Below are 21489 nucleotides of genomic sequence, written 5' to 3' on the forward strand. Positions count from 1 at the left end.
CCGTGCGCGTGAACAGTGACGTCTCCTCGCTGGTGGCCGCCGCCCGCAGCGGGCGGCCGAGGGCCGTCGCCCGGCTGATCACCCTGGTGGAGGGGGCGTCGCCGCAACTGCGCGAAGTGATGGCCGCCCTCGCACCCCTCACCGGCAACGCCTACGTGGTGGGCCTCACCGGGCCGCCCGGCGTCGGCAAGTCGACCACCACCTCGGCACTCGTCACCGCCTACCGGCGCCAGGGAAAGCGGGTCGGGGTGCTCGCCGTCGACCCCTCGTCCCCGTTCTCCGGGGGCGCACTGCTCGGGGACCGGGTGCGGATGTCCGACCACGCCTCCGACCCGGGGGTCTACATCCGGTCGATGGCCACCCGCGGCCACCTCGGCGGGCTGGCCTGGGCGGCGCCGCAGGCCATCCGGGTACTGGACGCCGCCGGCTGCGAGGTGATCCTCGTGGAGACGGTCGGGGTGGGCCAGTCCGAGGTGGAGATCGCCGCCCAGGCCGACACCTGCGCGGTGCTGCTCGCCCCCGGGATGGGGGACGGCATCCAGGCCGCGAAGGCGGGAATCCTGGAGATCGGCGACCTGTACGTGGTGAACAAGGCCGACCGGGACGGCGCCGACGCCACCGCCCGGGAGCTGAACCACATGCTGGGCCTGGGGGAGGCCCGCGGCCCGGGGGACTGGCGTCCGCCCATCGTCCGGACCGTCGCGGCCCGGGCCCAGGGCATCGACGAGGTCGTCGAAGCCCTGGAGAAGCACCGCGCCTGGATGGAGGAACGGGGGGTTCTCCTCCATCGCAGGCGGGCGCGTGCGGCCCGTGAGGTCGAGACGATCGCCGTCACCGCCTTGCGGGAACGGCTGGCCGACCTGCACGGGGACCGCCGGCTCCGGGGGCTCGCCGAGGACGTCGCCGCGGGTCGTACCGACCCCTACACGGCGGCCGACGTGTTGACCCGGGCGCTGACCGAGGGCTGACGTCCTGGGCCCGGCGGGGTCCGGGCCCGGTGCGGTCAGCGGCCTCGGCCTCAGTCGTCGGAGCCGTCGTCGGAGTCGGCGGAGTCGGCCGTGTCCTTGGCGGGCACGGTCTTGGCCGTATCGAGCGAGACCGTCCAGTCGCGCTCGGTGCCGTTGCTCAGCACCTCGACGTCCCAGGCGCCCTTCTTGCCGTCCGCGTCGAGGTCCAACGAGATCACGGTGCCCTTCGCCGCGGCCACCTCCGCCGCCTGCTGGGCGCTCACCGCGGCGCCCTTCGCCGCGGCCAGCTCGTTCTTGGTGTCGTTCTGGTCGTCCTTGTCATCGGAGTCGTCCTTGTCGAGGGACGAACCGAGGACCTTGCCGGTGCCCGGGTCCACGACGACGGTGTAGACGTCCCGCTTGCCGTCGATCACCTCGATGTCCCAGGCGACCTTGCCGTCGTCCTCGTCCAGGTCGACGGAGACGGCGGTGCCGGCACGCTCGCCCAGAGCGGTGGCGATCGCGTCGGCCGCGGTGACCTTCACCCCGGCGGGCAGCCGGCCGGTGTCCTCGCGGTCGTCGTCCCGTCCGTCACGGTCGTCCGCAGTGTCGTCCTCGCGGTCGTCCTTGTCGTCCTTGTCATCACGGTCATCGCTGTCGTCGCCGGCGTCGTCGGTCAGCTGGACGCTGGACTTCTGCACCGTCCGGTCGTCGTCACCGCCGTCGGCACCCGCCACCGCGACGGCCGTGGCCGTGCCCGTGCCCACCAGCAGTGCGCCAGTGATGGCGGCGATCAGGACCTTGCGCTTCATGAACCCTCCCGAGTCCGCAGTTCGGTGCTTGTTTGGTGTCTGCGGTAACCAATCTGCAGAAGACATGCTGAAGTGAGGCTGAAACCGGCTGAAGGGATCTTCAGGTTCCGTTTGGGAGGCTGTGCACATGCGCCTTTTGATCGTGGAGGACGAAAAGCGGCTCGCCCTGTCGCTCGCCCGGGGACTGACCGCCGAGGGGTTCGCCGTGGACGTCGTCCACGACGGGCTCGAAGGGCTGCACCGGGCCAGTGAGGGCGCCTACGACCTGGTCGTCCTCGACATCATGCTGCCCGGCATGAACGGCTACCGGATCTGCGCCGCCCTGCGCGCCGCCGGCCACGACGTACCGATCCTGATGCTCACGGCGAAGGACGGCGAGTACGACGAGGCCGAGGGCCTCGACACCGGGGCCGACGACTACCTGACGAAACCGTTCTCCTATGTGGTGCTCGTCGCCCGGGTCAAGGCCCTGCTGCGGCGCCGCGGACGCGTCGGCGGCTCGCCCGTGCACGTTCTCGGCGACCTCGTGGTGGACACCGCCGCCCATCAGGTGCGGCGCGGCCCGGACGAAGTGCCGCTCACCGCCAAGGAGTTCGCCGTACTGGAGCAGCTGCTCCTGCGGTCCGGTGAGGTGGTCTCCAAGAGCGAGATCCTGGAACACGTCTGGGACTTCGCCTACGACGGCGACCCCAACATCGTCGAGGTGTATGTGAGCGCGCTCCGCCGCAAGCTGGGGGCCTCCCTCATCCGGACCGTGCGCGGCGCCGGCTACCGCCTGGAGACCGGGCGATGAGACGGCTGTTCGGCTCGGTCCGCGCCCGGGCCACCCTGGGGGCGACGCTCGTGGTGGCCGTCGCGCTGGTCGCCGCCGGCACCGGGCTGCTGCTCGCGCTGCGCGCCAGCCTCATCGGTCAGGCGGGCAGCCAGGCGGACTCCACCGCCAACCGGGTCGCCTCCCAACTGGTGTCCGGCGTGGGCTACCGCGAGCTGGACCTGCCCGACGGCGAGGACGGCCGCCCCGTACAGGTCCTTGACGCGCAGGACCGGGTGGTCGCCGTCAGCGAGGGGCTGGAGCGCATCAGCGGCACGGCCTCGAACGAGGTGCGCCCGCACTCCGGGGCGCCCGCGCCCGACGGCGCGAAGGACCGCGACGGCGAGGACTCCGAGGACGCGCACGACCGGGACGACCGGGCCGACGACGGGGCCGCCGACCCCGAGGACCGGGAGAGGGGGGAGATCTCCGACGAACCGGTGCACAGTGACGGCACGGCGACCGTGGACGGGGAGTCCGCCGCGTACCTGTTCGCCCGGATCGACCTGGAGGCCCCCGACAAGGGCGAGCTGCGGGTGTACGCGGGCGCCCCGCTCTCCGCGGAGCGCAGCGCCGTCGACACGGCGACGACCGCGATGCTCATCGGCTTCCCGCTGCTGCTCGGCGTGGTGGGCGGGGTGACCTGGCTGGTGACCCGGCGGGCGCTGCGACCCGTCGCGGACATCCGGCAGGAGATGGCGGCGATCACCGCTTCCGAGGACCTGCGGCGACGCGTTCCGGTGCCGGGCACCCATGACGAGATCGCCCGGCTCGCGCGCACCACCAATGTCACGCTGGCCGCCCTGGAGTCGTCCGTGGAGCGGCAGCGCCGGTTCGTCGCCGATGCCTCCCACGAGCTGCGCAGTCCGATCGCCTCCCTGCGCACCCAGCTGGAAGTGGGCGCCGCACACCCCGAGTTGCTGGATCTGGAGGGTGCGGTCGCCGACACGGTCCGGCTCCAACAGCTGGCCGCGGACCTGTTGTTGCTCGCCCGGCTGGACGCGGGGGAGCGGCCGGGGGACGCGCGGATGGACCTCGCGGCGCTGACCCGGGAGGAGCTGTCCCAGCGGGTGGGCGACCGGGTGCCCGTCGAGCAGGAGCTCGTCGAGGGCGTCGAAGTGGCTGGTTCCCGAGGGCAGTTGACCCGGGTGCTGGGCAATCTGGTGGACAACGCCCAGCGGCACGCGGCCACGGGCGTACGGGTGACGGTGGGGGTGCGCGACGGGTCCGCGGTGCTCGCCGTCGGGGACGACGGGGACGGGGTGCCCGAGGCGGAGCGGGAGCGGATCTTCGAACGGTTCGTGCGGTTGGACGACGCCCGCAGTCGTGACGACGGCGGGGCGGGGCTCGGGTTGGCGATCGCCCGGGACGTGGCCCTGCGGCACGGGGGCACCCTCACGGTGCGGAGCTCGCCGGCGGGCGGTGCCCTGTTCGAGCTGGTGCTCCCGCTCGCCGGGGTCTAGCGGACGCGGGGCGGGCACCCCGGATAGGGGCGCCCGGTGTCGTGGGCCCGCGGTGCCGTGGGTCGGGGGGTGGGTGCCCTCGGTCAGCGCGGGGGTGGCCGGCACCCCCGGGCGGTGGCCCGGGGGGCGGGGACCGGGCTTGGCCCTCGCCCGGTCGGTGGGGTCAGAGCCTGCCGCGCTGGACGCGCAGGTGCTCCGCGATCGGGGTGAGCGACTTGTGGAGCGTTTCGAGGTCTTCCGGACCGATCAGGTCGATGAAGTGCCGTCGTACGGAGGCGACGTGGTGCGGTGCCACCTTGCGCATGGTCTCCAAGCCGTGCTCGGTGAGCACGGCGAACAGCCCCCGGCGGTCGGACTCGCAGTGCTCGCGGCGCACCAGTTCCGCGTTCTCCATCCGCGTGATCTGGTGGGACAGTCTGCTCTTGGACTGGAGCGTGGACGCGGCGAGGTCGCTCATGCGCATCCGGTGTTCGTCGGTCTCCGAGAGGTTGACGAGGATCTCGTAGTCGTTGATCGTCAGGCCGAACGGCTGGAGGTCCTTCTCCAGTTGATGCTGTAGCAGGCGGTTGACCTCCAGGTGGGTGCGCCAGGCGCTCTGCTCGGCGTCGGTCAGCCAGGGGGTAGCCGTCTCGGTCTCCATGAATCCTATTCTACCCTAAGAGGTTGAATTGTTAACGAATCTTGGGGGTGTGACGCTGCGCACGCGTTCGATGTCACACTCCGCAGACTACCGCTCACAGCCCGAAGCGGCGTTGCAGGTCTCCGAGCTGTCCGGGAAGGCGCGGTACGCCCTGCCCGGGTGCGCCGTGGTTTCCGGGCACGCCCGCCTGGTGCGGCACGACCCCGGTGTCCTGCTCCGCCATCAATCGCTCGCTGGACTGGAGCAGTACCGTACCCGCACCCACGAACTCGAACTGGTGCTCCTCCCCGGACGTTCCGCCGAGCCCCGTCAGCGCACGTAGACCGCCGATCACGCCGGTCATGTAGGCGTGGTCGTAGTGGTGGCACGGCGAGGGGCAGTCCGCCCACCCCACGAGCGCCTGCGGATCGACGCGCAGCGGGGGTTCCATGAAGACCACCGGACCGTTCGACGCGGCGACGAACTTGCCGGTGCCGATCAGCGTCAGGAACCCCGGAACGATCGATTGCTTGAGCGCGAGACTTGGCTGAAAAGCGAGCAGATTGCCCGAGCGTATCGTCAGGTTGCCGTCATCCAGGTCAAAAGAGTTGACGTCGAACGCCCGGTCGGCGAGCAGCAGCTTGCCCGTCCCGGACGCCACCACCCAGTCACTGGCGTGCAGGGGGGAGTGGAACGAGGTGCGCACCAGCCGGTCGAGACGGCCGTGGCCGATCCCGTTGAACTCGATCGACCCGTAGTAGGCGATCATCTTGCCCTTCTGGAGGAACCACTCGCTGTTCGCGAGCTCCACGCAGAAGGTGTAGCTGTCGACGTTGTCGTCCGACGGCAGGGTCGTGGGGTCGTGCACCACCGGTCCCGGCGCCCCGTACTTGCTCGGTGTGCTCACAGTTTCTCCTCCGACGCCTGGACGTACACCACGCCCTGGCCGCTCAGTTCGAGCTGGAACGCCTCGCCCGAACCCCGGCCCACCATGTCCCGCCAGCCCAGCGCCGTCGACAGCTTGTTGCGGAGCTCGCCGCGGTGCGCCACGTACGCCTGCGGGTCGACGTGCACCGGGCGCTGCGGGGTGACCGGCAGCTCGATCACTCCGCCGTGCGCCATCACGGCCACCGAACCGTGGCCCTGGAGCGTGGTGGTGAACAGGCCCTGCCCCGTCACCTGGCCGCGCACCATGCCCATGACCCCGCCCTGCGCACCGAGGAACATCGTGCCCTGCTGGAGCGTCCCGTCGAAGGCCAGCAACCGGTCCGCCTCCACGTACAGGGTGTCCCCGCTCAGGGGGATCACCTGGACGTGGTGGCCGCCGTGCCCGAACAGGACGGTCCCGTTGCCCTCGACGGTCATCAGCGGGGTCGCCTCCCCCGCGACGCGGCGCCCGATCATCGAGGTCAGCCCGCCCTGACCGCCCTGGACGTTGGGCGTGAACGTCACGTCGCCCCGGTAGGCGAGCATCGCCCCGCGCTGGCTGAACAACCGCTGCCCGGGGGCCACGGTCGCCTCGATCATCTTCGAGTTGATCTCACGGAACGGCATCAGACGTCCCCTCCGACGGTGTTGCGCTCGCTGGGCTGCACGTACACCAGTCCGTCGCCCTCGAAGCGGATCTGGAACGCCTCGCCGCCGCCCTCCCCGATCAGCGTGCGGAAGGTCACCCCCGCCTGGAAGGTCTGCCGCAGGTCGCCCTGATGGGCCACGTACGCGCCTGGGTCCACCGACAACGGGTGCTGCGGGGTCACCCGCAGCACGACGGCCGGACCGTCCGAGGTCAGTGCGGCCTGCCCGGTGCCCTCCACGGTCGTGGTGAACAGACCGCCGCCCTGGGTCGCGCCGCGCAGCCCGGTGAAGGTGGTCCCGGTGCGCAGCCCGGCGTCGGTGGCGAGCAGATTGCTCGCCTCCACGTACAGCTTGTCGCCGTGCAGTTGCACCAGGTTGATCTCGCTCGCCCGGTCGGCGAACCAGCAGGTGCCCTGGCCCTTCACCTCCATCACGGTGAGCTGCTCGCCGGTGAGGCGGCGCGTGACCATCCCGCGCAGCCCCTCACCGCCGCCGCTCATCTTCTTGAAGCTCACCTGGCCGTCGTACGCGACCATCGAGCCGTTCTTCGCCCTGACCGTGTCGCCGGACATGTCGACGGCGAGCACTTTGCTCCCTTGGAGCCGGAACGTTGCCACCCTGCGAAGGTAACCGGACCCCGGCGCCGCGGCACAGGGCCCCCGGGCGAGCGGCACCGGCTCGTGACGTCGGCGCCGGCTTCCGGTGCGCGACTGTGACGCATCCGTCGTTCCCGGCGGGCACCCCGGGCTGGGGACGCGCCGACCCCGATGCCACAATGGGGACGCTTGTGCACACGTTCACAAAGCGTGCGGAGCCGATCCGTACTCCTCCCGAAGCCCGAAGGTGACCCTCCCCCGTGGACATCAAGACCGCATCCGCACTCCGCCGCCTGCGCCTGGTCTCGGCGCCCGAGGCCATCTCGTTCCTGCTGCTGCTCGTCTGCTCGGTCCTCAAGCGGACGACCGACTTCAACGCGGTGCCCGCCATGGGCATGATCCACGGTCTGCTGTTCGTCGTGTACGTGGTCTTCTGGCTGGACGCCTGGAACCGCACCAAGTGGTCGCTGGGCACCGCCGCCCTGTACTTCGTGCTGTCGGTCCTGCCCTTCGGCGGGTTCGTCGCGGAGCGGCGCCTCAAGGCCGAGGCCGAGGCCGAGGTCATCGCGGCGCGCGCCCGCCGCGAGGGGGTCGTCCAGGCATGATCGTCGCCTTCTCCGTCACCCCGCTCGGCGTCGGCGAGGACGTGGGGGAGTACGTCGCCGACGCCGTCCGGGTCGTCCGCGAGTCCGGGCTCCCGAACCGTACGGACGCGATGTTCACCTCCGTCGAAGGTGAGTGGGACGAGGTCATGGACGTCGTCAAGCGGGCCGTCGCCGCGGTCGAGGCGCGCGCCCCGCGGGTTTCGCTGGTGCTCAAGGCGGACCTCCGCCCCGGGGTCGGCGACGGCCTCACCTCCAAGGTCGAGACCGTCGAACGGCACCTCGCCGACGGCTGAGCCCCTCCGTACCGCACGTTCTTCGTGACGGCCGTCCCTGGACCGGGGGCGGCCGTCACGCGTACGCCCACCCTTGCGTTACGCCCGCGCCGCGCACCGGGGGCACGTACAGGTCGGCCAGGCCGAGGTCAGTATCGGCGCCGGTTTCGCCGACGCGTAGACGCCCTGCGGGTCGCCCCAGGTCCGACCGCCGTCACGGGACACCCGGAGGGTCAGCAGGGGGCGTTCGCCGGGGGGCGGCTGCTGCGGGTCGGGGGGACTTCCGGGTGGGGGGTCCTGGCGCGTGGGGTCGGTCGTCATGTCGAACGACGCTAGAGACCGCCGGGACCGGTGACCATGGCAGTTCCGTGCGGAGGCGACAGGAGGTGCCACGCAGGGTCACACCGGCAGCCCCATCGTGTCGGCGAGGGAACGCATCTCTTCCGTGAGGGTCCGTCGCCTGGCCACGACGTGGGCGAGGACGTCCCGGGCGTACGGCTGGTTCGGTAGCCACTGCGGGGCTGCGGCGCGGACCCCGGCCAAGGTGTCGACGGCCAGCCCGTACTGCCGCGTCCTCGCGTATGCGTTGGCCACGTCGAGCAGATGCCGGTTGCGGTTGTTCGACGTGGGACGGAACCCTCCCGTCGGGACCTTCGACGCCAGCTTGAGGACCACGTCGGGACGGTCCAGGACCATGGCGTTCTCGGTCCGCTTCAGGGTGACCGTCACCGGGCCGAAGGCGCGGAGGAAGTCGTCGCCCGGGATGAACTCCCGCCCCAGGGCCACGGCGGCGGAGTGGGCGAAGCGCAGGGCTTCCTCCGCCTCGTCCGGGCGGTTGTCCCGTACGGCCGCGGCCGACAGGCGCAGCAGCAGCCACCCCCATGCGCTGAGTTCGTCGGGCGTCGCGCGGGAGAGCCGGGGTTCCGTTTCGTCGGCCCATTGGGCAGCCAACTGCCGGGCCCGGTCCAATCTGCCCTGGCGCAGCAGCAGCCAGCACATCGTGTTGACCGTGGACGCCCCCTGGAGTCGGTCCGCCGAGCCGGCGAGGGCCGCGCCCAAGCACCGCTCGGCGGCCTCGAACTGGCGGGTCTGGGTCAGTAGCCACCCGGTGAGCTGCAACAAGCGCACCCGCAGGGCCCGACCCTCGGGCGCGAGCCGAGCGGCTGCGTCGGCGTCCCGGAGCAGCGCGGGCAGCACCGTGCTCAACTCCGCGAAGCGGTCGCCGGAGAACAGGGGGACGGCGGCGCTCAGTGCGTCACGCAGACCGTCCAGGGTCGGTGGTTCGTCCACGTCGGCGGCCCCGGTCGCCGAAGCCGTCAGGGCGTTCCTGACGGGAGCCCACTGGTCCGATACGACGGTGCCCGCCCCGTCTTCCACGGCCTCGGCCACCAGACGCGTGGTGGGCACCCCGAGCGCCGCGGCGAGCTTGCGTACCGTCTCCAGGCGGGCGTCTCGCCGCTCCCCCTGTTCGAGCTTCCTGATCAGCGACACCGACACACCGGACTCGCGCGCGAGCCCGTGTTGCGTCAGCCCTCGACGCTTGCGGACGCCCCGCAGCCGTTCACCCAAATCGGCAGGCATGGGCCGAGGGTACGCCCGGGCACGCGGCCGTTGTGCTGAGCTGGTGCGTGGGTAGACCAGACCTGGACGTTCCCCAGCCGTGCTTGAGGGTGAAGTGAAGCACCGTACGTTCCTGACCGACGGGCCGTCCGCGGACGATTGGGAAGCGAAACTGGCCGTGTACGGGACCGCGTACATGAGTCAGGAGGCCGCCGACATCCAGCGTCGCGTCACGGGCGAGCTGGTCGTGGTGCAGCAGCAACTGGACACCCCTCAGCTGTGGTCCGTCGCCGCACGGCTCATGACGCTGTACGCCAAGACGTTCCCCGGCTCCGACGGCTCCAGGGCCGTGAACTGGTACCGCATGGCAGCTCGGGCGGCCGACGAGTCGGGCGACGACCACACCCGGGTGTGGGTACGGGGACGGGCGGCGATCGCCCTGGGGTACGAGGGGGCGTCCCTCGGCATCGCCGACGTGTTGGCCGATCAGGCGATGGCGATCAGCGACAAGCCCTCGCTCGGACTCCTGAACGCGACCATGGGGAAGGCGCACGCGGCGGCCGTCCGGGGCGACCGCGCGAGCGCGCGACAGCTCATGCACCAGGGGCGCCGGGTGTTCGACGCGGTGGCCTCCGCCGAACAGACCTCCGACTACGCGGTGCCCTGGTGGCGCATGAACGTCTTCGTCTCGTTGCTCGCGGCTCGACTCGGGGGCGAGGACGCAGCGGTCGGGGCGCAGGACGCCGCGCGACGGGAGCTGCCGGCCGTCCTGCCCCGGTTCGCCACGCACCTCGAACTGCACCGGGGGCTGATGCTCGCGCGCTCCGGGGACCGGACGGGCGGCGTGGCGTACGCGCGGACGGCCCTGAGCGAACTCCCCCGGGAGAAGCACTCGCTGACGCTGCGACTCCTCATGGCCGAGGTGGAGCGCACCTGACGGACGGAGCGGGCGGGAACCCCCGTTCGGCGGGAGGCGGGTCGGGGCTCCGTGGTACACCGGAAGGATCGACCGCGAGACGAGGTAGGGAGTTCACTGATGGGTGTGCCGACGACCGGGAGTCCGTTACCGAGCGACACGAAGGTGCTGACCATCGGGTTGCACCCGAGTGCCATCGACTACGGCCAGCTGTCCGACGGGATCGACGAGGCACAGCTCACCGCGCGGATCGCCGTCGGGCACGCGGCGCTGCGGGAGGCCGGGTTCGACGTCGTGAGCTGTCTGATCGGCACGTCGGCGGACGACGCCGAGGCGACGGTGCGCAAGGAGCTCGGTCGGCACACCGTGGGCCTGGCGCTGATCGGCGCCGGCGTGCGGGTGCTCCCCGAACACACCCTGCTGTTCGAGCGGCTGGTGAACGTCCTCACCGAGGCGGCGCCCGGCATCCGGCTGTGCTTCAACACCGCGCCGGAGAACACCGTCGACGCGTTGGACCGCTGGCTCGCCCGACCGCAGACGTGACGGACGCCGTCCGCGGCGGCCCCGCAGGAGCGCACCGCGGACGGTCGTCCCGGACTCGCTAGCCCAGGGTCTTCGCCAACAGCTCGGCCGTCGACGCGATCAGCGGGTCCACGGCCGGGGCCGCCTCGGTGAAGCGGGTGCTCAGCACCACGAGCAGCACCGGCGTGCCGTCCGGGGTCCAGGCCACGCCCGCGTCGTTGTTGGTGCCGTACCTTCCGCCGCCCGTCTTGTCGGCCAACGTCCAGTCGGCGGGCAGACCCTTGCGGAAGCGGGTCCCGCTGGTGGTGTTCCGCAGCATCCAGTCGGTCAGGCGCGCGCGGTCCGGGCCAGCCAGCGCGTTGCCGAGGACCAGCCGGGCGTAGGTCACCCCGATGGCCGCCGGGGTGGTGGTGTCGGTGACCCGGTCGGGTTCCGCCGAGTTCAGTTCGGGCTCCCACCGGTCGAGCCGGGTCACCCGGTCGCCGAGCGAACGACAGAACCGGGTGATCGCGGTCGGGCCGCCCAACTCGCGCAGCAGCAGATTGGCCGCGAAGTTGTCGCTGTACCGGATGGTCGCGTCGCACAGTTCGGCGATGGTGATGCCGTGGTCGATGTGCACCTGGTCGTCGGTGACCGGCGAGTGCGGGATCTTCTCGACCTCTTCGGCCGTGTAGAAGAGCCGTGTGTCCAGGAACTCGCCGTTGCGGCCCAGGTCGCGCAGGACGGCAGCCGCGGCGAGGGTCTTGAAGACCGAGCAGATCGGGAACAGGGTGTCGGCCCGGTGGCGGACGGTCCGTCCGGTCGCCATGTTGCGGGCGAAGACACCGAGTTCGGCGTCGTGTTGCTGTTCCAGTGCGCGCAGTTCCCGTCCGATCCCGGACGCGCGCCCCCGCGACGCCGCCCGGGCGGTTCCCGAGGTGCCGACCACGCTCAGCGCGGCCAGTCCGGCGCCCGCACCGAGCACCGCCCGGCGTCGGGTGACCGACTCCGCCGAGCCGCTGCGTATGCCCTGGTGTCCCCGTACGTCCTGGTGTCCTCGTGCTGTCATGTGCCTCCCCTTCGGTGGGCCGCCGGAGCGTCTTCCGGCGGAACGTCCCACCCCATCACAGGTGGGCCGCCGCAACGGGGTGGCTCGGGTGGCGTGTTGCCCACGTCCCGGCAGCCCTCGTGCCCCGGCCCGTCCGTCCCCCCGGCCCCCGGCCCCGGGTCCCCGCCCCGGGTCACTCGCCGCCGGACAGCAGGGCCATGCCCAGCGGGGTCCGCTCGTACAGCACCCGGTGGCCGTACCGGCGGGCGGTGAGCAGGCCGGCGTCCCGCAGCGCGATCAGGTGGGCGGACACCGAGGACGGGGCGAGGCCCAGCCGCTGGGCCAGTGCGGTGGTGCTCGCCGACTCGTCCAGCGCGGCCAGCACCGCGGCCCGGTTCGCCCCCAGCAGCCGGGCCAGCGCCGCGCGCCCCCGCTCCGGCGCCGCCGGATCGCCGCTCCACAGTCCGCCGATGCCCCGCACCGGGTAGACCAGGGTCGGTTGCCAGGGCGGGTCGTGGCCGCCGATCACGTCCGGCCAGGAGAACACGCTCGGCATCAGCACCAACCCCCGTCCGTCCAGCTGCCGTTCGTGCTCGCCGTGGAAGGCCACGGTGAGGGTGGTGTTCGCCCACACCATCCGCCGGTCCAACTCGCCGAGCAGCGCGCCCAGTCCGATGTCCGCGAGTCGCCGGGAGTGGTGGGCGACATCCGCTTCGAGCAGGGCGCGCAGTCGGGGCCAGTCCGGCTCCACCAGGACCTGCCAGGCCCGTTCCAACAGGTCCGCCACGTCCCGTACCGCGCGGGCGGGGTCCGCGAGCAGCGCTCGGCCGAGGGCGGTGTCCGCTGCGCCCGGGGTGTGGCCCAGGGCCGTCAGCATCTCCGCGCGGGCGGCGTCCGGATCGGCGGCGCGCACGGCGGCGATCTCCTCGGCGAACGAGGCCGCCGGGCCGATCGGCGGCGGGCCCAGCCAGTCGGGGCTGTGCCCGCGGTGGGGCATCAGCAGCCAGATCGGCGCGAGGTCGAGCGGCTGGCCCGTCGCCTCGATCCGCCGCAGCCAGCGCGGGTGGTAGCCGTGTCGGTCCGGGCGCCGCAGGGTGCGGACCGCCTCCTGCGTCTCCCAGAGCGGGGAGATGGCGAACCGGGACGCCAACAGGTCGTCCGGGGTGAAGTGCAGACGCATCGGCACGGGGCCTCCCGGACGGCGGCGGATTCGGCTGGGGGCGAATCAGTATGCCCGGCCCGGAAGGGGGCCCAGGGTGGCTTCCTATGACGGAGGAACCGCAGGGACATGAGGGAGGGGCGGCGGGGACGGAGGAACCCCCCGCCGCCGGGACCGTGCCCGACGGCGACGGGGGCGGCGACGGCGACGGCGACGGCGACGGCGACGGGGGCGGGGGCGGGGGCGGTGACCGTGACGGCTACCGGGACGTCTTCCGGGTGGTGGAGTTCCGGTGGATCTTCACCGCGCACCTGTTCTCGCTGCTCGGCGTCGTCGTCAGCGAGATCGCGCTGACCGTGCTCGTGTACCGGCTGACCGGCTCGCCGTTCCTCAGTGCGCTGGCCTTCGCGCTCGGCATGCTGCCGTACCTCGTCGGCGGCACCCTGCTGGCCGGGATCGCCGACCGGTACCCGGCGCGGCGGGTGCTCGTCGTCTGCGATCTGGTGTGCGCGGGGTGCGCGGCGCTGATGGCGCTGCCGCTGACCCCGGTCGCCGGGCTGCTGGCGCTGCGCTGCGCCATCGCGCTGGTCGCGCCGGTCTTCAACGGCACCCGGATGGCGACCCTCGCCGACGTCCTCGGCTCGGGCGACCGCTTCGTGCTGGGGCGTTCGCTGCTGCGGATCGTCTCGCAGAGCGCGGTCCTCGTCGGCTTCGGGCTCGGCGGGCTGCTGCTGACCGTGGTGTCCCCGCGGGGCGCCCTGGTGATCACCCTGGGGACGTTCCTGCTGTCGGCGGTGCTGCTGCGGTGCGGCACCCGGCGGCGGCCGGCCCGCCAAGCACCGGACGGGGAGGCGTCGGACGGGGGGTCGCTGACCCGGTACTCGCTGAACGGGGTCCGTGCGGTCCTCGCCCACCGCAGGCTGCGCGCCCTGCTGCTGTTCCTGTGGGTGCCGCCGATGTTCGTGGTCGTCCCGGAGGCGCTGGCCGCCGCGTACGCGGACCAGATCGGGGCGGGGACCGCCGTGGTGGGACTGCTGATGTGCGCGATGCCGGTGGGCACCGTCCTCGCGGAGCTCTTGGTGGGCGCAGCGCTCCGGCCGCGCACCCGGGAGCGGATCGCCCTCCCGCTCGGCGCCCTGCTGTTGCTGCCGCTGACCGGGTACGTCCTGGTCCCCGAGCCGAGCTGGGCGGTGCTCCTGCTCTTCCTGGGCGGGGCGGGCTTCGCCTACACCCTGGGCGCCGACCGGTGGTTCGTGGACGCGGTGCCCCCGGGCCTGCGGGGCCGGGCGATGACGGTGCACACGGCCGGACTGATGACCGTCCAGGGCGTGGGCATGGTGCTCGCGGGCGCCGCCGCGGAGGTGTTCGCGGTCAGTACGGTGGTCGCGGGGGCGGGGGTGATCGGCACGGTGGTGTGCGTGCTGCTGGCGGTCGAGGTCCGGCGCACGGCGGCCGGTGGACCGGGGTCGGCGCCCGTGGCCGGGGCGCCGTCCGCACCGTGATCCCGGACGGGTGCGGGGCCGGATTTTGTGGAACCGGGGGCTCCGGACCGAAGGGCGAGACGGAGCTGAACGGCATATGACCGGCCGGTAGGGTCGCATCGTGCCGAAGCCACTGAGTCTCGCCTTCGATCCGATCGCCCGCGCCGATGAGCTCTGGAAGCAGCGCTGGGGCAGCGTCCCCTCGATGGCCGCGATCACCTCGATCATGCGCGCGCACCAGATCCTGCTGGGCGAGGTCGACGCGGCCGTCAAGCCGTACGGACTGACCTTCGCCCGCTACGAGGCGCTGGTGCTGCTCACCTTCTCCAAGGCGGGCGAGCTGCCGATGTCGAAGATCGGCGAGCGGCTGATGGTCCACCCGACCTCGGTCACCAACACCGTGGACCGGCTGGTGCGCTCCGGGCTGGTGGAGAAGCGGCCCAACCCGAACGACGGTCGGGGCACCCTCGCCTCCATCACGGACAAGGGCCGCGAGGTGGTGGAGGCGGCCACCCGGGACCTGATGGCGATGGACTTCGGGCTCGGCGCCTACGACGCGGAGGAGTGCGGGGAGATCTTCGCGATGCTGCGCCCGCTGCGCGCCGCCGCCCGAGACTTCGAGGGGTGAGCGGGGCGAGCGGCGAGGGGTGAGCGGGGGCCGGGGCGAGGGGTGACCCGCTCGAAGATCGGGCATCTGCGGTCGTTACGCTCGGGCCATGAAGCAAACCGTGCTGACGCGCTACCGGGTGATGGCGTACATCACCGCCATCTGGCTGCTGGTGTTCACCGTGGCGATCATCCTGAAGTACGGCTTCGAGACCGGCGACACCATGGTCATCTCGCAGATCCACGGGTTGCTGTTCATCGTCTACGTGGTCTTCGCCTTCGACCTCGGCTCCAAGGCGAAGTGGCCGTTCGGCAAGTTGCTGTGGGTGCTCCTCGTCGGCTGCATCCCGTTCGCCTCGTTCTTCGTCGAGCCGAAGATCAGCCGTGAGACCCGTTCGCTGATCACGGACCGTGCGCCGGAGCCCGTCAAGGCGTGACCGTCCGGGGCCGAGCGCCCCTTCCGCCGGAGCCCGTGGCGGACTCCGGCGGTTTCCCATCGACATTTACTAGGACGTCCTAGTAAATTCGAAGCATGGACGCTGACGCGATCGAGGAGGGCCGCCGCCGCTGGCAGGCCCGGTACGACGCCGCCCACAAGCGCGACGCCGACTTCACCACGCTCTCCGGCGATCCGGTCGAGCCCGTCTACGGCCCCCGGCCCGGCGACACCTACGAGGGCTTCGAGCGGATCGGCTGGCCCGGGGAGTACCCCTTCACCCGCGGCCTGCACCCGACCGGCTACCGGGGCCGCACCTGGACCATCCGCCAGTTCGCCGGCTTCGGCAACGCCGAGCAGACCAACGAGCGGTACAAGATGATCCTCGCGGCGGGCGGCGGCGGCCTCTCCGTCGCCTTCGACATGCCCACCCTCATGGGACGCGACTCCGACGACGGGCGCTCGCTCGGCGAGGTCGGCCACTGCGGGGTCGCCATCGACTCCGCCGCCGACATGGAGGTCCTGTTCCGGGACATCCCGCTCGGCGACGTCACCACCTCGATGACCATCAGCGGACCGGCCGTCCCCGCCTTCTGCATGTACCTGGTCGCCGCCGAACGCCAGGGCGTCGACCCCGCCGTCCTCAACGGCACCCTCCAGACCGACATCTTCAAGGAGTACATCGCCCAGAAGGAGTGGCTCTTCCCGCCCGAGCCGCACCTGAGGCTGATCGGCGACCTGATGGAGCACTGCGCGCGGCACATCCCCGCGTACAAGCCGCTCTCGGTCTCCGGCTACCACATCCGCGAGGCCGGTTCGACGGCCGCGCAGGAGCTGGCGTACACCCTCGCCGACGGCTTCGGGTACGTGGAGCTGGGCCTCTCGCGCGGACTCGACGTCGACACCTTCGCCCCCGGGCTCTCCTTCTTCTTCGACGCGCACCTCGACTTCTTCGAGGAGATCGCCAAGTTCCGGGCCGCCCGTCGGATCTGGGCCCGCTGGATGCGCGACGTGTACGGGGCCCGCACCGCCAAGGCGCAGTGGCTGCGGTTCCACACCCAGACGGCGGGGGTGTCGCTCACCGCCCAGCAGCCCTACAACAACGTCGTCCGCACCGCCGTGGAAGCCCTCGCTGCGGTGCTCGGCGGCACCAACTCGCTGCACACCAACGCCCTCGACGAGACCCTGGCGCTCCCCTCCGAGCAGGCCGCCGAGATCGCGCTGCGCACCCAGCAGGTGCTGATGGAGGAGATCGGCGTCGCCAACGTGGCCGATCCGCTCGGCGGCTCCTGGTACGTCGAGCAGCTCACCGACCGGATCGAGGCGGACGCCGAACGGATCTTCGAGCAGATCGAGGAGCGCGGCCGGCGGGCCCACCCCGACGGCCAGCACCCCATCGGGCCGATCACCTCCGGCATCCTGCGCGGCATCGAGGACGGCTGGTTCACCGGTGAGATCGCCGAGTCCGCGTTCCGCTACCAGCAGTCCCTGGAGAAGGGCGACAAGCGCGTGGTCGGCGTCAACGTCCACCACGGGTCCGTCACCGGCGACCTGGAGATCCTGCGGGTCAGCCACGAGGTGGAACGCGAGCAGGTGCGCTCCCTCGCCGACCGCAAGGCCGGGCGCGACGGCGTACGGGTGCGCACCGCGCTGGACGCGATGGTCGCCGCGGGCCGGCGCGGCGACAACATGATCGAGCCCATGTTGGAGGCGGTGCGGGCCGAGGCGACCCTGGGGGAGATCTGCGACGTGCTGCGCGTCGAGTGGGGCGTCTACACCGAGCCGCCCGGCTTCTGACCCCGTGGCCGCGGGGGCCGACGGGCCCCCGCGTCACACCGTCGTGACACCGCTTTTCGCTGAGCCGCGCCCAGGGGGGAGGATGTACCCATGCAGCCACGGAACATGTCCATGAGCGGGGTCGTCGACCTCGGAGCGGTCAAGGCCGCCCAGGAGGCCAAGGCGAAGGCGGAGCAGGCCCGGGCCGAAGCGGCCCGGCAGGGCGGCGGCGGGGCCGTCGGCCCGTCCGCCCTCGTGATCGACGTCGACGAGGCCGGTTTCGAGAGCGAGGTGCTCCAGCGCTCCGCCGAGGTGCCCGTCGTCATCGACTTCTGGGCCGAGTGGTGCGAGCCGTGCAAACAGCTCGGTCCGCTCCTCGAACGGCTGGCCGTCGAGTACAACGGCCGCTTCCTCCTCGCCAAGATCGACGTCGACGCCAACCAGATGTTGATGCAGCAGTTCGGTATCCAGGGCATCCCGGCGGTCTTCGCCGTGGTCGCCGGGCAGGCGCTGCCGCTCTTCCAGGGCGCGGCCCCCGAGGCCCAGATCCGCCAGACGCTCGACCAGCTGGTGCAGGTCGCCGAAGAGCGCTTCGGGCTGACCGGGCTGGACGTCAACGCCGACGCCGGCGCCGGTGCCCTGGAGTCCGACGCGCAGCCCCAGGTTCCGGCCGGACCGTACGACGCGGTCCTCGAAGCCGCCGCGCGCGCCCTCGACACGGGCGATCTCGGCGGTGCGGTGCGGGCGTACAAGAACGTGCTGACCGAGGACCCCGGGCACCCGGAGGCGAAGCTCGGCCTCGCCCAGGCGGAGCTGCTCCAGCGGGTGCAGGGCGTGGACCCGCAGGCCGTGCGGCGGGACGCCGCGGACCGCCCCGCCGATCCGGCCGCGCAGATCGCCGCCGCCGACCTCGACCTGGTCGGCGGTCATGTGGAGGACGCGTTCGGGCGGCTGGTCGACGCGGTGCGCCGCACGGCGGGCGACGACCGCGAGGCGCTGCGGCTGCGGCTGCTGGAGCTGTTCGAGGTGGTCGGTGCCGACGATCCGCGGGTGGCCGCCGCGCGCAGGACGCTGGCCCGGGCGCTGTTCTAGTCCCTCTCGTCCCGTCTCCCCTCTCCCGTCTCCCCTCTCCCGTCTCCCGTCTCCCGTCTCCCGTCTCCCCTCTCCGCTTTCCCCTCTCTGCCCCGTTCTCCCGACTCCGTCCCGTTCGCCCCCGTCCGCATCTCGGCAGGGGCGAACGGGGTTTTCGAAAACAAGTTCGCAAACTCGCGATCTTCGCAGAATCTTCACAACAGCGACCCACGGTCACTGCACCTGTGTCCCGGTCGGCTTTCTGCCCCGTTTCGTCCTTGGTGGAAGTGGCGCGTGGGGTCTCTGTGGCAACCCTGTGTAGTGAGGCCGTGCCGCACGGTCGCGAATCGATAGCCTTTCGATTACCAGTCGGTAACGAAGCCCTTGTGCGTACGGCCCGGATACACCACCATCGGCGACGCTCGGTCCATTCCCTCAGCGCCCGGCGGCCAGCCCGGGACCGGGACCCTGGGTTCCCCCGAGCGGTCGGTGACCCGTGGCCTTCCCGCGTCAACAGGGGCCCAGGGGGTACCGGCCCGGGACAGGGGGGTCTTCGCCGACCGGCGGAGCCTGTCCGGTTGTCGCGCGTGACCTGTCGGGCGCGACCTGTGGTCGTCGCCCGGGGGTGATCGCCCGCGCTTCGGGCGCGTACCGAGGGCGGGCGCTCTCCTCACCGGCGACGTGACACGTCTCCCAACCCTGCCCGACCGAGCCACCGCGAGGGGCCGGTCGACGCCGGAGATGGATGTCCGAGGAGGAGGAAAGTCATGGAGTCCGTGGCTCGTGGCGGTACCAGATGGAAGCGGTTCGCCGTGGTCATGGTGCCGAGCGTCGCGGCGTCCGCCGCGATCGGCGTCGCCCTCTCGCAGGGTGCGCTGGCGGCGTCGTTCAGTGTGTCGGGGCAGCAGTTCAAGATGACCGCCAACCGGCTCGACGGCAACGGGTACATCCAGTACAACGCGGTGGACAGCGGTGAGTCGGGGAACCACGCGGTGTCCGTCATCGGGCTGGAGGACGCGGTCATCACGGATCTGTGCCAGTCCGTGGTGGTCCCCATCGGGCTGTTCGGCGACGTGACGCTGAAGCTCTCCGCGGGGCGGCCCGGTGATCCGGAGGTCGTGGCCAACAAGCTCTACATCGACACGGACGAGCTCCAGGCCAACGCCACCTTCCGGGAGATCGACATGGGCGTCTCGGTCGACGACACCACCAAGGGGCCCGGCCCGTCGCCGGGCGACCGGTACGAGCCCGGCTCCTTCGCCCAGCAGGCCGATTCGGTGGTCTTCACCGATCTGCGGCAGCGCGCCCGGGCGACCAGCGCGGGCACCTTCAAGCTGTCCGGCATGGCGATGAAGGTGCAGAGGGGCAAGCACGAGTGCTTCTGATGTTCCTGAGCGACCACCGCCCGGTGCCCGCCCGGCGCCGGGCGCCGTGACCGGGCGGCCCCGGGGCCGCACCCGGACCCCGACCCGGGCCGGCGCCGGGCGCCCGGCCGCGCCGCGCCCGAGCACCCCCGCACCGAGAACCGCCCGCGCTACCCGAGGAGCTGTACGACATGAGTGCCGAAGCGCACGAAGGGCTGGGCGACCGGGCCCACGGCTGGCGGCGGTCGTTCAGGCACTGGCGCGGTCAATGCCCCTTCTGGGCCGGCGTGTTGACCCTGCTGGGCGGCCTGCCGATCATGTACTTCCCGTACGCCAACCTCACGTTCGGCACCGTCACCATCCGGATGGCCACCACCGCGGGCGCCGGCTCGCTGATCATCGGTGTCCTCCTGATCGTGCTGGGCCTGACCATGTGGTTCCAGAAGCACTCACGGATCTTCGCGGGCGTGGCGGCGATCCTGCTGGCCCTGGTCTCGCTGGTCGTCTCCAACTTCGGCGGCTTCGTGGCGGGGTACGCACTCGCCCTGGTCGGCGGAGCGATGGCGATCGCCTGGGCCCCGGGCGCACCCGTCGCGGACCCGGACCCGGGGCCGGACGGGCACCGCCGTGCCGGCTGAGGGGGCGCCCTGCCCGTCGGACGCAGACCCGCCCCGCACCCCGCGGCCGGGACCCCGTCACGCGGCCCCCAGGAAACCGCTGTTGACCCGGTGGCAGGTGCCCGCCGGGAAGGCGATCGCGATCGCGGCGATGCCGACCGCCGTCCTCATGGGCCTGGGGATGACCCCGACGCTCGCCCAGGCCCGACCCGCCGTCCCCGACAACCCCTTCCGGGACGGCCCCTGCGTCGCCGCTCCGGAGGGCCCGACGGGAGACGGGGCGGCGGAGGGCGCCGAGGCCTCCGATGACCGCGCCGATGACGGCACCGACGACCGCAGCGATGACGGCACCGACGACCGTGCCGACCGTTCCGGCGACCGGGTCGAGCGGTTCCCCGTACCGGCCCGCTCCCGACCGCCGTTGGAGCCCCTGCACCCCTCGGGCCCGCTGGCCGCCCTGGACTCGATGAGCGTGGGTGACGCGGTCCGGGACCTGCTCGCCCCGTCCGGACGGCAACCGCCCGCGCCCGCCCCGACGGCATCGGCCTCCGGGTCGGCGCCGGGTGACGGCGTCGGGCGGTCCCCCGGCCCCCGTGCGGTCTCGACCGCACGCGAGGGGACGGTACGGACCCCGCGCCAGGACCCCACCGGCACCGCGCCCCCGCAGTCGTCCGCGCCGGACGCGCAGCCGTCCGCACCGGACGCCGAGGGCAAGGTGCCGTTCCCCTGCGCCGTCGAGAAGCGGTCCGACGGCACGCCCGAGCAGCCCGCCGCCCCGATCCCCGGGCGGCCCTGGCTCCTGGAAGCCAGCTCCCTCTTCCTGCGCGGGCTCACCTACCACGGCGTGGTCAACCTGACGATGCCGGACGGACGCACCAAACAGGCCCTCAAGTTCACCGCGGACGACGGCGTCGACATCGGCGACCTGCACCAGAGCGTGACCGACGCCGACGGCCGGACGTACCACCTGCGGGCGGCCCGGAGCTCCGTGTCCACCCTGCGCGGCGGACGCGTGACGATGTACACCGAGCGCCTCGAAGGCCGACTGTTCGGGACGATCCCGATCGTCTTCGACCCGGAGCACCCGCCGCCGCTGGACCTGCCCGCCGCGTACTTCACCCGGGTCCGGATGGTGCAGGCCGGTCAGTTCGGCGGCGACCTGACCGTCCCGGGCCTGCGCCAGTCCGTCAGCGACTGACGCCCACAACGCCTTCAGGGGCGCCCCGGGAAGGGGCGCCCCTGAAGGCGTTCGAC

The 21489-nt window shown here is 72.2% G+C and carries 22 protein-coding genes and 1 pseudogene; 15 read left to right on the forward strand and 8 right to left on the reverse strand.

The window, feature by feature from the left end:
• The first annotated feature begins 8 nt into the window (after positions 1-8).
• Complete coding sequence (gene meaB / locus ACFV88_RS18250; protein ID WP_385492248.1) at positions 9-968, forward strand: methylmalonyl Co-A mutase-associated GTPase MeaB; 960 nt, start codon at positions 9-11, stop codon at positions 966-968.
• Positions 969-1018: 50 nt separating this feature from the next.
• Here meaB and ACFV88_RS18255 read toward each other — a convergent pair whose 3' ends face one another.
• Positions 1019-1759: a PepSY domain-containing protein gene (locus ACFV88_RS18255; RefSeq protein ID WP_385492251.1), complete on the reverse strand. Its 741-nt coding sequence runs from the start codon at positions 1757-1759 to the stop codon at positions 1019-1021.
• Positions 1760-1886: 127 nt separating this feature from the next.
• Here ACFV88_RS18255 and ACFV88_RS18260 point away from each other — a divergent pair, with 127 nt between their 5' ends.
• Together ACFV88_RS18260 and ACFV88_RS18265 are read left to right on the forward strand one after the other, a co-directional pair.
• Positions 1887-2552 carry a response regulator transcription factor gene (locus ACFV88_RS18260; RefSeq protein WP_385492254.1) on the forward strand — a complete coding sequence of 222 codons (666 nt, stop codon included), beginning with the start codon at positions 1887-1889 and terminating at the stop codon, positions 2550-2552.
• Positions 2549-4033 (forward strand): ATP-binding protein, encoded by a 1485-nt coding sequence (locus ACFV88_RS18265; protein WP_385492257.1) that lies wholly within the window; start codon positions 2549-2551, stop codon positions 4031-4033. Before ACFV88_RS18260 ends, ACFV88_RS18265 begins: the two co-directional genes overlap by 4 nt.
• A 163-nt stretch (positions 4034-4196) precedes the next feature.
• Here the strand turns inward: ACFV88_RS18265 and ACFV88_RS18270 are convergent, their stop codons facing one another.
• The 4 genes from ACFV88_RS18270 to ACFV88_RS18285 all read right to left on the reverse strand — a co-directional run bounded on the left by ACFV88_RS18270 (position 4197) and on the right by ACFV88_RS18285 (position 6844).
• Entirely contained in the window at positions 4197-4673 is a 477-nt protein-coding gene (locus tag ACFV88_RS18270; protein ID WP_385492260.1) for a MarR family winged helix-turn-helix transcriptional regulator, read from the reverse strand.
• A 94-nt stretch (positions 4674-4767) separates the two neighbouring features.
• Complete coding sequence (locus ACFV88_RS18275) at positions 4768-5559, reverse strand: AIM24 family protein (protein ID WP_385492263.1); 792 nt, start codon at positions 5557-5559, stop codon at positions 4768-4770.
• On the reverse strand, positions 5556-6206 hold the full coding sequence (locus ACFV88_RS18280; protein ID WP_385492265.1) for an AIM24 family protein: 651 nt from the start codon (positions 6204-6206) through the stop codon (positions 5556-5558). Before ACFV88_RS18280 ends, ACFV88_RS18275 begins: the two co-directional genes overlap by 4 nt.
• Positions 6206-6844 (reverse strand): AIM24 family protein, encoded by a 639-nt coding sequence (locus ACFV88_RS18285; protein ID WP_385492268.1) that lies wholly within the window; start codon positions 6842-6844, stop codon positions 6206-6208. The genes ACFV88_RS18280 and ACFV88_RS18285 overlap by 1 nt, the downstream gene beginning before the upstream one ends.
• A 239-nt stretch (positions 6845-7083) precedes the next feature.
• On the opposite strand from ACFV88_RS18285, the gene ACFV88_RS18290 reads away from it, so the two are divergent.
• Positions 7084-7428 (forward strand): DUF3817 domain-containing protein, encoded by a 345-nt coding sequence (locus ACFV88_RS18290; protein ID WP_385492271.1) that lies wholly within the window; start codon positions 7084-7086, stop codon positions 7426-7428.
• The gene (locus ACFV88_RS18295) at positions 7425-7721 is read left to right on the forward strand and encodes an MTH1187 family thiamine-binding protein (protein WP_385492274.1); all 297 of its coding nucleotides are present in this window, start codon (positions 7425-7427) and stop codon (positions 7719-7721) included. The genes ACFV88_RS18290 and ACFV88_RS18295 overlap by 4 nt, the downstream gene beginning before the upstream one ends.
• A gap of 378 nt (positions 7722-8099) precedes the next feature.
• Here ACFV88_RS18295 and ACFV88_RS18300 read toward each other — a convergent pair whose 3' ends face one another.
• Positions 8100-9281 (reverse strand): helix-turn-helix domain-containing protein, encoded by a 1182-nt coding sequence (locus tag ACFV88_RS18300; protein WP_385492277.1) that lies wholly within the window; start codon positions 9279-9281, stop codon positions 8100-8102.
• A gap of 76 nt (positions 9282-9357) precedes the next feature.
• On the opposite strand from ACFV88_RS18300, the pseudogene ACFV88_RS18305 reads away from it, so the two are divergent.
• Together ACFV88_RS18305 and ACFV88_RS18310 are read left to right on the forward strand one after the other, a co-directional pair.
• Positions 9358-10197, forward strand: a pseudogene (locus ACFV88_RS18305) (XRE family transcriptional regulator); the annotation flags it as partial.
• A 99-nt stretch (positions 10198-10296) separates the two neighbouring features.
• On the forward strand, positions 10297-10719 hold the full coding sequence (locus ACFV88_RS18310; protein ID WP_385492280.1) for a hypothetical protein: 423 nt from the start codon (positions 10297-10299) through the stop codon (positions 10717-10719).
• A gap of 58 nt (positions 10720-10777) precedes the next feature.
• On the opposite strand, the gene bla is transcribed toward ACFV88_RS18310, so the two are convergent.
• Together bla and ACFV88_RS18320 are read right to left on the reverse strand one after the other, a co-directional pair.
• On the reverse strand, positions 10778-11746 hold the full coding sequence (gene bla, locus ACFV88_RS18315) for a class A beta-lactamase (protein WP_385492282.1): 969 nt from the start codon (positions 11744-11746) through the stop codon (positions 10778-10780).
• Positions 11747-11918: 172 nt separating this feature from the next.
• Positions 11919-12911, reverse strand: a complete 993-nt coding sequence (locus tag ACFV88_RS18320) for a DUF5937 family protein (RefSeq protein ID WP_385492285.1) — start codon at positions 12909-12911, stop codon at positions 11919-11921.
• Between the two features lie 80 nt (positions 12912-12991).
• On the opposite strand from ACFV88_RS18320, the gene ACFV88_RS18325 reads away from it, so the two are divergent.
• The 8 genes from ACFV88_RS18325 (at position 12992) to ACFV88_RS18360 (ending at position 21433) form a co-directional block, all read left to right on the forward strand.
• A complete protein-coding gene (locus ACFV88_RS18325; RefSeq protein ID WP_385492287.1) occupies positions 12992-14386 on the forward strand; it encodes an MFS transporter in 1395 nt (464 codons plus the stop codon).
• Positions 14387-14486: 100 nt separating this feature from the next.
• Positions 14487-14993: a MarR family winged helix-turn-helix transcriptional regulator gene (locus ACFV88_RS18330; protein ID WP_385492290.1), complete on the forward strand. Its 507-nt coding sequence runs from the start codon at positions 14487-14489 to the stop codon at positions 14991-14993.
• 88 nt (positions 14994-15081) lie between these two features.
• Positions 15082-15408, forward strand: a complete 327-nt coding sequence (locus tag ACFV88_RS18335) for a DUF3817 domain-containing protein (protein ID WP_385492293.1) — start codon at positions 15082-15084, stop codon at positions 15406-15408.
• A gap of 95 nt (positions 15409-15503) precedes the next feature.
• Positions 15504-17204, forward strand: a complete 1701-nt coding sequence (locus ACFV88_RS18340; protein WP_385492296.1) for a methylmalonyl-CoA mutase — start codon at positions 15504-15506, stop codon at positions 17202-17204.
• A 90-nt stretch (positions 17205-17294) separates the two neighbouring features.
• Positions 17295-18275 (forward strand): tetratricopeptide repeat protein, encoded by a 981-nt coding sequence (locus ACFV88_RS18345; protein ID WP_385492299.1) that lies wholly within the window; start codon positions 17295-17297, stop codon positions 18273-18275.
• Positions 18276-19021: 746 nt separating this feature from the next.
• Entirely contained in the window at positions 19022-19639 is a 618-nt protein-coding gene (locus ACFV88_RS18350) for a DUF6230 family protein (protein ID WP_385492302.1), read from the forward strand.
• Positions 19640-19809: 170 nt separating this feature from the next.
• Positions 19810-20256: a DUF6114 domain-containing protein gene (locus ACFV88_RS18355; protein ID WP_385492305.1), complete on the forward strand. Its 447-nt coding sequence runs from the start codon at positions 19810-19812 to the stop codon at positions 20254-20256.
• Positions 20257-20338: 82 nt separating this feature from the next.
• Positions 20339-21433, forward strand: a complete 1095-nt coding sequence (locus tag ACFV88_RS18360) for a hypothetical protein (RefSeq protein WP_385492308.1) — start codon at positions 20339-20341, stop codon at positions 21431-21433.
• Positions 21434-21489: the final 56 nt, after the last annotated feature.

Origin of the sequence: Streptomyces sp. NPDC059816, assembly GCF_042732055.1 — a bacterium.
In the GTDB taxonomy this organism is placed as follows: Bacteria; Actinomycetota; Actinomycetes; order Streptomycetales; family Streptomycetaceae; genus Streptomyces.